Here is a 15686-nt window from a genome sequence, read left to right as displayed (position 1 = left end):
AGAAAGGCTTGCTAACTTCTTTATAAACTAGATTGTCACGGAAACGTAGTTACCTCAGCTCAGACGTATTTTAGCTTAACTTGATGTGTATAGTTTACTGAACACTCTCAGTAAAGTTTAACGAAGTTATTTTACCGGTTTCTTTGCATTCCAGCTGACAGCAGTATAACAACGCTTATCATCCTGTAACTTCAGATATATAACTGTATGTTCTTGAGGAGAGAAACCTACATACCATGCTCCTACAAACGGTGGTTTTGGAATTTCGTGCCAACAAGCAACAATAGTATCCAATGGATTAAAATGACCTTTGATGGTTTTAATAACCTGTAGCCAGGCATTGTACCTGGCCACTGTTATTCCTTTATACGTACTTTTATCATCTTCAGTCGCTACTACTCCGATTACCTTAACTTCTCCAACAAAATCGCTCGCTTCCAACAATTCTTTATCACTCATTGGAGCGGGTAATGCGCTGGCATTATAGATAGTCATTAAGAATGTTATAAATAATATAATACTTCTTGCATGGTTAATAAACATTCTTAAAACAAATCCTTTTATATGAAATTATTGAAGATGATTACTATTCGCCCTTTGCTCTAAGCAGCTATTCTTTTTTCCTTAAGAATTTCAACTAGTTTGCTAATAGCATCTTCGGAATTAATGCTTTCAAGAATAGCTAATTCACCCGCAAGCCTATTTAATGCTGATTCATAAATAGTACGTTCACTATAAGAGCGGTCGCTATCTACATTTTTGTATAGGTCACGCACTACTTCTGCAATAGCAACAACATCACCAGAGTTAATCTTTCCCTCGTACTCTTGAGCTCTTCTACTCCACATTCTATTGCCTTGTTTAGGCTTTCCTTGTAATGTAGAATATATTTTACCTAAATCATTTTTGCAGACAAGAGTTCTTAAGCCCGCAGCAGCAGCACGATTAACTGGCACCTTAAGAGTCATTTTGTCTTGAGGAAATGATATGACATACACTTGTATAGCTGTGCCACCAATGGTTTGAGTGTCAATATTAACTATTTCACCAACTCCGTGTGATGGATATACAACTCTTTCGCCTATTCTAAAATCAGGTGCGATTGGCATCTATACCTCTCTTTTCTTTAAATATTAAATAATAAATTTAAGTGTTTAGAAAGTTTGAAATGACGCTTTACTTTATACGCTTTTCAGCATACAACGTTGCTTGATCGAAATTTAAATAATATACAACCTGACACTATATCACATTTTTATCAGTTCTCCAAGAGGGTTTTAGTACTATTATTCCTCTGGCAATAAAATTTCTCGCTTTCCTGCATGATTAGGGGCAGCAATAATACCTTCACGCTCCATTCGGTCAATAATATCTGCTGCACGGTTATACCCTATCCGTAAGCATCTTTGTATATAACTGGTAGAAACCTTACGTTCAAGCCGTACAATCTGGACTGCTTTTTTATACATACTTTCATTGTCACTACCGTTAAGATTTACTTCTTCTGCTTCTACAACATCTTCATCTGCTAATGCTGTTACTGCTGAGATGTACTCTGGAGTCCCGGCGGCCCTAAGATATTCCGCAACTTTCTCGACTTCTGAATCATCTACAAAAGGTCCATGTACTCTAGTAATTCTAGCCGCATTACCCATATATAACAGGTCGCCTAATCCCAACAACTGTTCTGCGCCTTGTTCTCCTAGAATGGTTCTGCTATCAATTTTTGAAGTAACTTTAAAACTGATACGACTTGGAAAATTGGCTTTGATTACACCGGTGATCACATCAACAGATGGGCGCTGAGTAGCCATAATAATATGAATGCCGGCAGCTCTGGCCATTTGTGCTAAACGCTGAATTGAAGATTCAATATCTTTGCCGGCTACAAGCATTAAATCCGCCATTTCATCGACTATCACTACAATAAATGGTAATTTCTCCATATTAATAGCAATAGATTCGTAAATAGGAACACCTGTTTCCGGATCGAATCCCACTTGCACTGTACGCTCTAATGTCTTGCCGGCTTTAATTGCTTCAATGATCTTGGCATTATAACCACTAATATTTCTAACTCCAACATTTGACATTAGCCTATATCTATTTTCCATTTCTTTCACCGCCCATTTTAACGCCACTACTGCTTTTCCAGGTTCGGTTACTACAGGCGTCAATAAATGCGGAATATTATCATATACTGATAGCTCCAACATTTTTGGATCGATCATAATTAAGCGGCATTCTTCTGGAGTATAGCGATAAAGTAAAGACATAATCATCGCATTAATCGCCACCGATTTACCAGAACCGGTAGTACCAGCAACTAACAAATGGGGCATCTTGGCCAAATCGGCAATAAAAGGTTTGCCGGCGAGATCCTTACCCAGCACTAAAGGTAAACTAATATTACTATCTTGATATTCAGCTGTTTCGATTAATTCTCGTAAACAAAAGAAAGCTCGTTGTTTGTTTGGTAGCTCAATTCCTAAAACGTTTCTGCCAGGAATTACTGCAATTCTGGTTGAAATAGCTGATAGTGACCGAGCGATATCATCTGAGAGACCGATTACTCTTGAAGATTTGGTGCCGGCGGCCGGCTCAAACTCATATAAAGTAACTACCGGTCCTTGACTAATATCAATAATCTGTCCCTTAACACCAAAATCTCCTAATACTTTTAATAAATTTTCTGCATTCTGTTTTAATTCTGCTTTAGTTTCAGTTCTAATCTGTTGGTTATCAGGATTCTTTAGCAAATCAATCGGAGGAATTGTAGTAGATAAATTAGCTGTTTTACTTTCACTAACGGACTTGGTTTTAGTTCTAGGAACAGTATGATAAGACGCCAAAGGCGCTTCTTCCTCTTTTGCTGATTGCAAATACTCTATTTCATTGTTTGTAATAGCCGGAGCTTGTCTAATTATAGCTGGTTTTATTGTTTTACTAAATTTAAGCTTATTTATATATTTTTTGCTGATTTTAGCAAATACACTAAAAATACTGGTGAGTTTTGTAAAAATAGCTAAATACGTACGTGAATTAATTCCCAAGCAAGTAAAAAATAATGTTATCGAAAGCAGAAAAAGTATGATATCAGCAATTAATCCATACTCACTAATTAATGGATGTAACATTATTCCAATAGCGCCACCACCATCTGCGGGCAATCTCTTAATTTTTAAATTCGAACAAGATATTGAAAATCCAATGCTAGCAACAATGATAACCATAAATCTAGCTGCGAACCATGGTAATTCGCCGGTTCTATACAAAATAATTGCCCAAATAATACAAGCTAAGGCTGGTAGAAAAGAAGATAAACCTAAAAATTGGTACAATAAGTCTGATAAATATGAACCGAAATATTTACAAAAATTGCTTGGGTATTTATGAGTTACCAAATTGAAAGAAGGATCTTCCTGGCTATAAGTTATTAATGAGGTGATGGTTATTATACCAATAACCATCAGTAATATTGCCTGGATCTTATTATGCAAAAACCATTTTTGTAAATAATATAACACCTACTTATACTCCGTAAACTTTATAGCAAAACCAGTTGAACTATAATACGTTAATTTCAGAGCAAGGCTGCGCAAGCAGTGATTACTTTGTTGCGCACAGCCGAAACTTACAAAATTGACGTATTATAGTTCAACTGGAGAAGCTATACTGAGCGTTCATAAACTACTTTGGTTACACAAAGATCAGACCATACATTTAATGCCGTTTCAACCATATCAATTACCGCATAAAATGGTAAAATAATTCCCATTAAACTTATGGGTACTCCTTGAGCGGCAAGCAAACTTGCGCTCAAAAAGAAGCAGCCCATGGGCACTCCGGCATTACCTATCGCTGCTATGGTCGCAATAATAATCCAACTTGCCAGAGTAGCATAGTCAATTATCATACCATTACTTTGTGAAATATAAATAACAGTTGTAAAAATAAAAGCAGCACAACCATTCATATTAATTGTCGTACATAGTGGCAAAATAAACTTGGCGACTATTGGTGAAATACCAAGTCTGCTTTGAGCGCAATCAATAGTTATTGGCAATGTTCCAGAAGATGATTTTGAAAAAAACGCAATGGTTAATGCCGGCATAGCAGCAGCAGCAGTAGAAAGTGGTGAAATATTATGCCACTTTAACCATAGCGGTAAAATAACCACCCCTTGCACCACATTAGCTAAGATAATAACTAATAAATATTCTATTATACTACTAAAATCCTGGCCGCCTTTAAGTTCAATTACGCTAACAGCGATAAAAGCATATAATGCCAATGGAATAATTGTTACTACCCATTTTGTCAACACCATAAAAATGTCGTGCCACCCCTGGAAAAAATTTATTATGGCACTCCTAGCCTCAATATTATTAATCTTACGCGTGGCAATAGCTATAGCTATAGACATTAATAGTACACTAATTACTCGATGCTCCAAAAAAGGTTCAAATAGATTAATAGGAATTAGATGCAATAAATGATTTTTAAAATCATTATTCTCAGCCGTTGGTGTAACGGCTTCTATCATGTTAGCATCTGGTAATTTCGGCGCAATTAATATATATAGTACGCAAGCCACTGTTGCTGCAATTATAGTAGTGCCAAAAGTATATTGTAAAGTCTTGCTACTTAACGATTTCATCTCACCATCGGTTTTATAAGTAGTAATAGTAACAATAAGAGCTAATGCAATTAGTGGTAGGCTTAAGAAATTAAAGATTCTCATGAATGCGTCGGTAATCAAATGTACTGCTTGATGTAGAAAACTAATTTCTGACAAGCCGCTAGCTATCCCAAGACTAATAGCAAGAACATATAATAATAATTTTCGTTGCTGCAACAATAACTGTTGCAATTTAGAGTAAATACTCATCTTGCCTCACATAACATAAATGAAATTAAAAAAATAAAAGGTTAGATTATAAGAAGACTTATGACTATTATTTACAACAACAGCAGAAAGATGAGTTAACTAGAATTGGCATAGCAAAAAAACTTTGCAGAGGATGATTGATAATATTGATATGTTTAATAAACATAGAGGTAAAGAATTTTGACTATATACTTAGCTTCTAACTTAATTTCTGTTCAAAGTCAAGAAAGATATACTGTGCAATAGCTGCGAATTGCTCTTTGATTTTATCAAGGATTCAGGTGCTCACATAGTTTATCTATGCTGCGCACCTTCACTTCTCAAAATCAAATTCAATTCGCAGCTATTGCACAGTATATTTTATACTTTATTTATTAATATATTTACTAATAATTTCTAAATAACTCGCTAATATTTGTTGATGTTTTTGAATAAACACAGCTGCGTTATTTTTATAAACTTGTACCTCTGTAGTATCATTGCACTGTAGATAATGCTGTAATTTATCTAATAACTCTTTCTGATCACTTATTTGTACTGCAGCATCAGAATCTATCATCTCATTGGCGATAATTTGACAGTTACTCATATCTGGACCAAAGATTATTATTTTACCAAAATGAGCAGGTTCTATAGGGTTATGTCCTCCCTGTTTGAATGAACCGCCAACAAAGACAATATCAGCAATACTATAAAATAAACCTAACTCACCAAAGCTATCGACAATATATAGATCACTGGTTAATGATGGCAATGAGGTCTCTGATCTAACACTGACGGTTAAATTTAAGTTCTGACAAAATTTCACTACTTCATTTTTTCGCTCTGGATGACGTAAAACAATGATCAGATAACAATTTGGAAACTGAGTTTTTAGTTGATGAACCACTGGTAGAATTACTTGTTCATCTTCAAAATGAGTGCTGCCAGCTACTATTATTTTTTTACCTTGCAAATGTTCAGTTATTTTTGCATATTGCTGCTGATCAACAGCCGGTTTCTCATTGGCAAATTTTATATTCCCCAAGTTAATAATATTCTTCGCTCCAAGAGTCTGAAGCTTTTTAAAATCTATACTACTTTGCACAATAATATCGCTAAATTTAGCTATAATAAATTGAAAGAATCCGCTAAATTTTTGCCATTTTTGAAACGAATAATCTGAGATCCGAGCGTTCACCCATAATAATTTACAGTTTTTGCTGCCCTCATTAATTAAACATGGCCATAATTCTGATTCGACTATAATTCCTAGATCTGGCTGCCAATGTTTAAAGAATTTTTTAATCACTAAGACATTATCAAAAGGTAAAAATTGATGAATGGCATTTGCTGGTAATTTACTAGCTAATATCTGAGCCGAAGATACAGTGCCGGAAGTCACCAAAAAATTATGCAAAGAAATCTTGTTTATTGCATTAATGATGGTCATTGCTGCAATTGATTCGCCAACGCTTGCAGCATGTACCCAAATCAATGCGCCTGCTGGTCTTTGTCGATCAGAGAATGCAAAACGCTCGAATATTCGTGATATAATTTCTTTCTGTCTAAATATTCTAATAATCAATACAACTATATATACTGGCATTAGCAAAATAGTTAGCATATTATATACGTGAAGCATAATTTACATAATTGTATATATTCAAGGTTATAGCACAAATCATATAGTTTAAAAAATCTCCGAAATTAATCAAAGTTAATATTATATAAATAAGCATATTGGTGGATCATAGTGCATGAAAAATCTAGAGCAACTAATAAATCAAATAGAGGACAAAGAGATTATAAACACTGTTGAATTTCCATTGATTACTATGGAAATAGTCGAAGTTCAACGTCTACTTACAGCGATCAAGCTTAATGGCACCATAACTTCTCTAAATTTATGGGCTAATTATATAGAAAAAGATGGAGTAAAGCTTATTATCGAGGCTTTACCTTCTTTGTCAATAACTGCTATTGCCATATATGGGAACCAAATAGGAAGTATTGGTGCTGGCTTTTTAGCCGAAGCATTAATGACGCAAGAATCGTCGATAACTTTCGTCAGGTTATGGAGTAATGACATAGGAAATCTGGGAGCTAAGTTATTATCTCAAGCATTAATGCAGTCAGGTTGTAAGATAAAATGCATGGATTTAAGCTATAATAGAATAGGTGATTCTGGGGCTGACTACATAGCAGCGGCATTGGTTACAAATTCGTCTATGGAACTTATTGATTTATCCGGCAATTTTATCAGTAATTTTGGAGCGCTAGCTATAGCTAAAGCTATACCATATAATAATTCACTAATTTCTCTTAATTTACGTGATAATAAAATAACTGTCATTGGTTCTGAACCTTTTACTATAGCTCTGCACAAGAATACTACATTAACCTCTTTAATTTTAGACTTTTTTAATTCCGGTAATATATTTCGCAAAATAATGGTTTTTAATAAATTAGCTGATCTAGACAAACAGGATATTGCTCATGAATCAACTATAGAGGTTTTTTCTACATTTATCATGCAAGACTGGTATGAAGCTTTAGAATATTATTTTTCTGATCTTGACCTAAGTGTAAGAAACAAAAAAGGAGAAACATTATTTTCTCGATTCTTCAATAAACTAGCAATAGACAAAGTTCCCAAAATATTGGAAGTATTGTGGCCAGTTATTGAGCAACAAAATATTGAGGTTGATCAATCATTAGCTGGCAATGCTGGTACTATCTTACACAAATTAGCTTATGATGGAGCGTGGGAAACAATAATATGGTGTATCACCAAAGCTAAAGATTCAGGTGAATTATGGTTTAACGTCAATAAACTTGATATAAACGGCGATAGGCTAATGGATTTATCGGTTAAAGCTGAAAATTATGACTTAATAGAAATATTACGTGCTTATGGTTCAGTTGAGCCTAAAGGTGGATTTGGTATCATTGAAAGAATAGATATTGATGGTATTAATCTGGATACGCCGGATAATATAATTAATGCTCTTAAAATTCTGAGTAAACTATACTATAATTTTCCATTAGCCAGTGAAACTGAAATTGATGATCAAATTAATTGGTTAAGGGAGCAGGATTTTGGTGATTTATGTAACGATCAATGGAGCTCAAATCAATCGCTAACTATAGTACAGATAATTGATAAATTATCTGCCATGCGTGCAGAAAATGATCGTGAGTTAGATTTGGATTTTAAGCAAGCGCTTGCACATGTGATTTATGTTGTTCGTAGCAGCAATGATTATTCACTACTTGATGCTTTAATAAACTGTTTGAGTGTACTTAATATGTGTCCACTCGGTAAGTTAATAATGCTAGTATCTGTAGTTCAGGATAAAATTTTGGAAAGATCATCAATTGATTATAGTGTTATGAAGTTCTCTGATTTTGCTGGGGTCTTAAGTTTAGTAACAGAGCAGGCGGAAGCGATGTTTGGAGAGCAAATTAGAAAAGCTGTTAGTCGATGGTTTTACGATCTTTACTATAATGCAATTAAGCCTGAGAATTGGCATTATTATACGTTGCAATTACAAGGGCTCTTTAATGAGCAATTTTTGGATTTGAATCCTGCTTGGGATAAGATAGCGAGCTATCACTTCAAACAGCTACGAGCTATATTGATAGATCCGCTACTTATGAAAATGGATTCTGGTTGTAGTAATGACAGCTACGATTTGCAGCTATGGCACAGTTGGAAAGAAGCTGGATTAATAATAATCGCTGAAGAATTTTATAAAAAAGCTTTAAGCGCCACTACAAAACAACAGCTACAAGAGCTACTTAATGCTTTCGCAAGTCCTGAATATGCTTTTGGTGAGTTCACTCCATACCTACCGCCAGCTCCAATTGCAGAGCTGCTCCACACATACAATAAAATGCAGTCGCATGAAACCAAAGATCTATTCTTAACATTACTAGAGCAATTTTTTCCTCTTGAATATGGCGCAAGAGATTTTATTATTGCAAAACATTTTGACCAGCTTCTTGGTCAATTTTTTGAGTTACCTTTATCTGATGAATCTATATCTATATAACGCTAATTTTAAATTTAGCCTGGTTTAAAAATATGTTATCAGTTAAGTATTTCATTAAAGCTGATATTTCATTTTTGATATTTGGAGGATTGATTACCAGCAAACCGCATTGATGCATATTATTTGGAGAGTCTAACAACATAAAATCTATTGTTAGAGCTTCTTTAAAACCAATAATTTTGTAGTCCTGATAAAATTTTTTTATTTCAGCAGTACTTTTAATCGGATACCAAATTAATACACAAATATTACTGGCTCTATGTTTGATAATTTTTAAAGCTTCTATTAATTTGCTAAATTCATCTTTGCGTTCAAAAGGAGGATCAATAAATACCAACCCTCGATTTTCTATGAAAGGCAGAAAAGCTTTTATGGCAAGGTAGGCGTCTAGTTGATGAATAGATATATTAGACCTCTTTCGAAACTCTACTTCTGCGGATGATTTGTACACAGGTCCGGTACTCGAATCCGAAACAAACCTAGAGTGCGCTGCGGACCTGCGTTCCGTGTCTCCTCCAAATCCTCTCTCTTCGCTGAGTTTCGAAAGAGGTCTATTATTAGTACAAGTAAATAATATTTTCAAACTTTTATAGTCTTCTGGATGTAGTTCACAGGCAATCAAGCGGTCATGAGTCCGCAACAATTGATGAATAATTCGTGGCGAACCGGGATAAATAGATTTTGGATTTAAAGAGATAATATTTAGAAATTTTTGGATCAACTCAGGTCTTATCTTTTTTAAGTTGGCATATTGCAGTAATTTTTGTACTCCATTTATACTTTCATTAGTCTTTAAAGCTTCAACTGATAGAAGATCATATTGACCAATACCTGCAAAAGCATCAAGTACTGCAAATGGTTTTTCTTTCTTTTTTAACTGCTCGATAATAGCTATCAAGGTAAAATGTTTAACGATATCAGCAAAATTTCCAGCGTGATAGATATGCCTATAGTTCATTTTTTGCCAGTAATTCCAGAATAATGTTTGCAGCGCGCATCGATGGCTGATTATTTGAGTTGAACCCAAGAATATTTAAAACCTGGTTACTTGCTTGAAGTTGTTGAGTAGCAACGTTAGGATTGGCTAAAATATTAATTATCTCATTTGCTATGGATTTAGGATTACAATCGGATTGAATGAATTCCGGTAAAATTTTCTGATTAGGAATAATATTAATTAAAGAAATATATTTTATCTTAATTAATAGCTTTATGAAGACATAGCTCATGATATTTATCTTATATGCTACTATCATCGGAGTTGATGATGCTGCAATTTCTAAAGTATTAGTACCGGATTTTGCTAGTGCTACATCTGCCAACGCAAAAGATTTTAGCCGATCCAGAGAAAATTTAAAATCAAAATTAGCGCCTGTCAGTAGCCTGGTGATCAATGTTTGATGGCTAGGATCGTTAATTACAAATAATGCTTGTAGATCAGGATAGAACTTACTTACAATATTCAGTGCCTGACAAAAAACAGGAGTATGACGTGCAATTTCACCAACACGACTACCAGCGGTGACGCAAATAATTTTATGCGCTGGAGGTATCGGTATATTTTCTTTGGCTTGTAGTTCCGTTTTTGCGCTATAAAAATCTTGCTCGGTAACCGGATGACCAATATAAGAACAAGGCAATCCTACTGCTTCAAAATAAGGTGGTTCAAATGGTAGTAATGCTAGCAAGTGATTATATAATTTAGCATATTTCTTGGCTCTACCTGGCTTATAAACCCAAACTGATGGTGCAACAATATGCAACATTTTTAAGTAGGGCATCTTTGCACGGACTTTTTGTGCTACGCGGTAAGTGAATCCTGGTGAATCGATGGTAATTAGTATATCAGGAGCCTGGTTAATAATATCTTCAGCAGTATGTTGGATTAATTTTTTTAATCTTGGAATATGTGGAATAATCTCCCAGAATCCCATAATGCTAATTTCATTGAGTGGGAACAAACTGTGTAATCCTTGTTCACTCATTAACTTGCCGCCAACACCAATAAAGTTTAGGGCAGGTTGTAATGATTTTAAGTTAAACATTACACGACTACCAATAAAGTCTCCTGATGGTTCGCCGGCAATAATATAGATATTAGTCATTTTTATACTTCATAAACTTTGCAAGTTAGGTAGACGATGATTTACTAGAAACGTCATTGCTAGAAGACGTAGCCTTTGAAGCAATTCAGAGATGAAGCACCTTATCAACCGGATTGCCGCGCGAAATAAATTCGCTCGCAATAACTAAATTATAACCTTACTTACTACTTACATAAACTCAATTTCTGATCAATAATTTCAGAGTGAATACCTAAACAATCCAATACCGAGTGAAATACATAATCATGACTAATCTCTTGGACATTATTATGATGAGTTTTAATTGCAGTAGCAAGTTCAGGATGATTCTTAGTAAATTGATCGGAGGTCCAGATGATAAAAGCTATTTCAATTTGTTCAGGCGTAATCTCTCCACCATGACCATATCTACCATTTTCTCCCAGCTGTTCAGCATGATCAGCAGCATAAATTAGCAAGGCATTTTTATTTTTAAGTAACTCTATTAAATTGAACAAAAAAAAATCGGTATATAAAATTGAGTTATCATAAGTATTAATTAGACCTTCATGACCGCAGCTACTTTGATCAACTTTCCCGCTCACATTACAACCAGGCTTGAAATAATTGAACTCTGCTGGATAGCGGTTAGTATAACTCCAATGACTACCTGAAGTATGTATCACCAAAAATTGTTTACCGCTATTTTTGAGGATATTTTCAATGTAAGGCAGCATAACGCCATCATGAGCGTTCATGGCAAATAAAGCAGAGCCACCGGGGATAATGGCAAAATTTACTTCATCATAGACGGTGCCTAGATGAGTGTTATTTAAATATTTCATTAATGATTGCGTGCCAATCCAGGTGGTGTTAAACTTAAGGTGAGTAAGGATAGATAATAACCCAGTTTCCTCGAAGACATGATCTAGATTAGAAGACGAATGGCGAGATAGTAAGCACGGCACTGATAAATAAGTTATATTAGAGCATGAGTGTGCTTTAAAAGATGATAAATTGTTTATAGTTTTTAGCTTTGGTGTTGTCTCTCGATTGTAGCCATTAATACCAAAATTACTATATCTTGCAGATTCTCCAATTACCAATACACCAACAATATCTGCAGCAGAATTATCGATAAAACTAAATTGTTGACTAATATCATTGCGAGTAGAGTGGCGCCACATCTCAGTAAAATATAAATAGGTGTTATGTAGGTACTGGATCGGAAAATAGCTGCCTAAAACTTTGTAAGGCAGAGAGATGATAGCGTTGATAGTTAATAACAAACAAATCGCAGCTAATAATTTATTTATAAAAAGCTTGCTAGTATTTATTCCAAAATGTTTAATAGTATAAATACAAATAGATATACTAAAAACTAACCATACTATTAGATTAGTACTTGCTAGCTCGAAAGCTTCATTGAGATTAGTGCCAAATAATGCTTTTATTATTTCTTTAGTTGGTGCAATTTTAAAGAAATATAAATAATAACTGGATAATGCTCCACTGATAAAAAGTAATATAGCGGTAATTAAAAATAATGTGCGATGAATGGTGCAGCCAAAAAAGAAGATAAATAAGGTAAGGTATATATAAATAAAATCCTTGCCTAATTCTAAAATAGCCAGAACTCCGCTAACTTTATAATAGTCGAATTTATAGATAAACACAGCTGAATTAAAAAGGAGCATATAGATAATAGCTATTATTGCTGCTATCTTAATTAAGTTAAGCTCCAAGTGTTTTTGTAATATTTTAAACATATCAGATTATATATTCTAAATAAGCTTTAACTATCATGATAAGATCTAATCTACAAGATATATAATTATGAAAATTACTATTGAAATTGCTCAACGCTGTAAATATTGGAATAATCATAAGCAACTAAATAAAAGAATAATGGCAAAAATTTGCCAAAATATTATTGCTAGGTTCGCCAACTTAAAACAAGTAAAGATTTTTGAATTATCAATTTTACTTACGGATAACGCAGAGATATCAGAGCTAAATAATAAATTTCGTGGAAAAAATCAAGAAACTAATGTATTATCGTTTCCAGATATTCCATTAGTGGGTAAGCATATACTTGAATTTCAACCTAATTTAAATTATATGTACTTAGGAGACATGGCTTTTAGCTATCAACAGCTATTACATGAAGCTGAAGAGCAACATAAGCTATTTGAGCATCATTTTCTACATCTTTTTGTGCATAGCATGTTGCACTTACTGGGTTTTGACCATCAAAAGGATGAAGATGCAGTGATAATGGAAAATTTGGAGATCCAGATATTACAGGACTTTGCCATAAATTCTCCATATTTATAACCTATATAAGCTTATACTATGTATATTGACAAATGTAATATTAAAATTTATGCCTAAACCTTCATCTTCGGAAGAATCATCACCCTCGTCTACTTCACGAGTAAAAGTTAATGCCAAGAAAAAATTTAGCTTAGGCGCTGTGATATCAGCGTTATTTGCATCTTTAAAGCTAATAACCAGAAAAAAAACTATAGTCAACGCTAACGCTGCTCCCATACATCTAGATCCGTATAAAATAAATGGCGCTATCAATGAGCAAGAAATACTGAATAACTTTTTAACTTTCAGTAATAAAACTGTTGAAGATGCAATGATTCCTCGATCGGATATTGTCGCTGTAAAGCATGATATTAATTTGACTGAACTTTTTGAGCTAATCATCAAAACCCATCACACCAGAACTTTGGTATATGAAGGTACGTTAGATAATATTATTGGCTTTGTTCATATCAAAGATTTATTTATGATACTAGCACAAAACAAGAATTTTCAGCTTAAAAAGATCATTAGGAAGCCTATTATTTCAGCACCGTCGATGAAATTAACCGATCTTTTAATCACCATGCAACGGCAACGTACTCATATATCAATTATCGTCGATGAATATGGCGGCACTGATGGTATTGTCACCATTGAAGATATTATGGAAGAAATTGTTGGACGTATTGACGATGAGCATGATGATAAGTTGGAAAGTGATGCTTATCAAATACTTGATTCCAGTACTGTGTTATCGAGTAGTAGAGTGGAGGTTGAAGATCTGGAAAGAATATTAGGAGTAAAGCTCAAAGATGATAAAGATGAATTTGATACAATCGGCGGTTTGGTGTTGGCTAAGGTCGGTAATGTACCATCACCAGGCACCAAGATCGAGATTTCTAATCAAGTAGAACTTGAGGTGATAGATGCAAATGCCAGAACCTTAAAACAGGTTAAACTTACATTAAAGAATGCTCAACACATACCTACAAAATCTACGTCTTGAAAATTATCGCAATTTTCAAACACTTGCTCTGGAAAGTAGCAATAATCCTATAATTTTAATAGGAGAAAACGGCATTGGTAAAACTAATGTTCTGGAAGCAATTTCTTTGCTTTTTCCTGGTCGCGGTATTAGAGCAGCCAAATTAGAAGATATTGGCAAGTCAGGTGAGAAATCATGGTCAATTGCAGCAAAATTGCAAAGTAAAGTTGGTATTGCGGAACTCCGCACAACTTTTAATGCTAATACTGGCAAACGCTATATAGAATTTAATGGTGCTAAAATACCTAATAGCGAGCTTAGTATGTTATCCAGCATACTATGGCTTACTCCACAAATGGAAGGTATATTTTTAGCAGCTAGTAGTGATAGACGCAAATTTCTGGATCGCATAGTTTTCACTTTTTATCATGAGCATGCAACAAAAGTGAGTAAATATGAATATTATATGCATGAAAGAGCCAAGATTTTACAACAGGAGTCAATAAATTCAAGTTGGCTACAAATAATTGAAAATAAAATGGCAGAATTATCAGTGGTAATTGCTACTAATAGGACTAATGTTTTAGCTTATTTACAAAGTGCCATTGACGAATTAGATAGTGAGTTTCCTAAAGCCATATTAGCTATTGAGGGAATAGAATTACAAATAGATAGTACAAATATCGTAGAGTTGGTTCAACAGCAACTTGAGAGCAGGCGTAATCAAGATAGACTATCCGGCAGAACTACTTTCGGCACTCATCGTAGTGATCTTATCGTAAAACATAAGATCAAAAATATACCGGCACAGTTTTGTTCCACTGGTGAACAAAAAGCAATGTTGATTACGATAATGCTAGCTCAAGTAATTAGTATTATCAAAATAACATCTACAGCACCCATATTATTATTAGATGAAGTTTTTGTACATTTAGACTCTATCAGAAAACAATATTTAATTAATTTTTTGGTTACAGTTCAGTTACAGATATGGATCACTGCAACTGATTTAGATGGAATTGAAGAGTTGGCGAACTATGCAGAATTAGTAAATTTAGACATCTTAGCGTCGGTCAATTAGGTGGTGACAATCAAATTTTGTATCTATTCAGGGGTCTGGCAAACCGCAGATGTATGATATATACACTATAACGCACTCGATGTCATTCCCAGAAACGGCGGGAATCTAGGAATAAAACCTCAAATGCTTAGATGTACGCTGGATTCCCGCCGTTGCTGGGAATGACACCGTGGAAGCAGTTTGTTGTCAAACTCACCATCTGTATACCGGAACGGTAAATGTTTGCACCAGGGACGTGAATAGATACCAAATTTTTAGGATTCGGTTGTGCTCACATATTAGGCCCTGTGAACAAATTTTATGATGCCCTCAT

At 34.3% G+C, this 15686-nt stretch carries 12 protein-coding genes; 4 read left to right on the top strand and 8 right to left on the bottom strand.

The window, feature by feature from the left end; translation table 11 throughout:
• Window positions 1–126 precede the first annotated feature (126 nt).
• The 5 genes from Trichorick_RS03855 to waaA all read right to left on the bottom strand — a co-directional run bounded on the left by Trichorick_RS03855 (window position 127) and on the right by waaA (window position 6515).
• Complete coding sequence (locus Trichorick_RS03855) at window positions 127–543, bottom strand: hypothetical protein (protein ID WP_323737724.1); 417 nt, start codon at window positions 541–543, stop codon at window positions 127–129.
• A 59-nt stretch (window positions 544–602) separates the two neighbouring features.
• A complete protein-coding gene (locus tag Trichorick_RS03850) occupies window positions 603–1109 on the bottom strand; it encodes a CarD family transcriptional regulator (protein WP_323737723.1) in 507 nt (168 codons plus the stop codon).
• A 177-nt stretch (window positions 1110–1286) separates the two neighbouring features.
• Window positions 1287–3527 (bottom strand): DNA translocase FtsK, encoded by a 2241-nt coding sequence (locus Trichorick_RS03845; RefSeq protein ID WP_323737722.1) that lies wholly within the window; start codon window positions 3525–3527, stop codon window positions 1287–1289.
• 143 nt (window positions 3528–3670) lie between these two features.
• Window positions 3671–4891, bottom strand: a complete 1221-nt coding sequence (locus Trichorick_RS03840; RefSeq protein WP_323737721.1) for a dicarboxylate/amino acid:cation symporter — start codon at window positions 4889–4891, stop codon at window positions 3671–3673.
• 367 nt (window positions 4892–5258) lie between these two features.
• On the bottom strand, window positions 5259–6515 hold the full coding sequence (waaA, locus tag Trichorick_RS03835; protein ID WP_323737720.1) for a lipid IV(A) 3-deoxy-D-manno-octulosonic acid transferase: 1257 nt from the start codon (window positions 6513–6515) through the stop codon (window positions 5259–5261).
• Window positions 6516–6630: 115 nt separating this feature from the next.
• On the opposite strand from waaA, the gene Trichorick_RS03830 reads away from it, so the two are divergent.
• Complete coding sequence (locus Trichorick_RS03830) at window positions 6631–8928, top strand: leucine-rich repeat domain-containing protein (RefSeq protein WP_323737719.1); 2298 nt, start codon at window positions 6631–6633, stop codon at window positions 8926–8928.
• On the opposite strand, the gene Trichorick_RS03825 is transcribed toward Trichorick_RS03830, so the two are convergent.
• The 3 genes from Trichorick_RS03825 to Trichorick_RS03815 all read right to left on the bottom strand — a co-directional run bounded on the left by Trichorick_RS03825 (window position 8921) and on the right by Trichorick_RS03815 (window position 12760).
• A complete protein-coding gene (locus Trichorick_RS03825) occupies window positions 8921–9886 on the bottom strand; it encodes a 23S rRNA (adenine(2030)-N(6))-methyltransferase RlmJ (RefSeq protein ID WP_323737718.1) in 966 nt (321 codons plus the stop codon). The two genes, Trichorick_RS03830 and Trichorick_RS03825, sit on opposite strands and share 8 nt — an antisense overlap.
• Window positions 9876–11033: a lipid-A-disaccharide synthase gene (gene lpxB, locus Trichorick_RS03820; protein ID WP_323737717.1), complete on the bottom strand. Its 1158-nt coding sequence runs from the start codon at window positions 11031–11033 to the stop codon at window positions 9876–9878. Before lpxB ends, Trichorick_RS03825 begins: the two co-directional genes overlap by 11 nt.
• 164 nt (window positions 11034–11197) lie before the next feature.
• On the bottom strand, window positions 11198–12760 hold the full coding sequence (locus Trichorick_RS03815) for a phosphoethanolamine transferase (protein ID WP_323737716.1): 1563 nt from the start codon (window positions 12758–12760) through the stop codon (window positions 11198–11200).
• Window positions 12761–12827: 67 nt separating this feature from the next.
• Here Trichorick_RS03815 and ybeY point away from each other — a divergent pair, with 67 nt between their 5' ends.
• From ybeY to recF, 3 genes are read left to right on the top strand one after another with little or no spacing between them, the layout of a single operon-like run.
• On the top strand, window positions 12828–13328 hold the full coding sequence (gene ybeY, locus Trichorick_RS03810; RefSeq protein WP_323737715.1) for an rRNA maturation RNase YbeY: 501 nt from the start codon (window positions 12828–12830) through the stop codon (window positions 13326–13328).
• Window positions 13329–13377: 49 nt separating this feature from the next.
• The gene (locus Trichorick_RS03805) at window positions 13378–14313 is read left to right on the top strand and encodes a hemolysin family protein (RefSeq protein ID WP_323737714.1); all 936 of its coding nucleotides are present in this window, start codon (window positions 13378–13380) and stop codon (window positions 14311–14313) included.
• The gene (recF, locus tag Trichorick_RS03800; RefSeq protein ID WP_323737713.1) at window positions 14279–15373 is read left to right on the top strand and encodes a DNA replication/repair protein RecF; all 1095 of its coding nucleotides are present in this window, start codon (window positions 14279–14281) and stop codon (window positions 15371–15373) included. Before Trichorick_RS03805 ends, recF begins: the two co-directional genes overlap by 35 nt.
• Window positions 15374–15686: the final 313 nt, after the last annotated feature.

It is taken from the genome of Candidatus Trichorickettsia mobilis, from assembly GCF_034366785.1.
Lineage (GTDB): Bacteria > Pseudomonadota > Alphaproteobacteria > Rickettsiales > Rickettsiaceae > Trichorickettsia > Trichorickettsia mobilis_A.
Note: the sequence above shows the minus strand (reverse complement) of the source record. Positions and strands in the feature narration are given on the sequence as shown.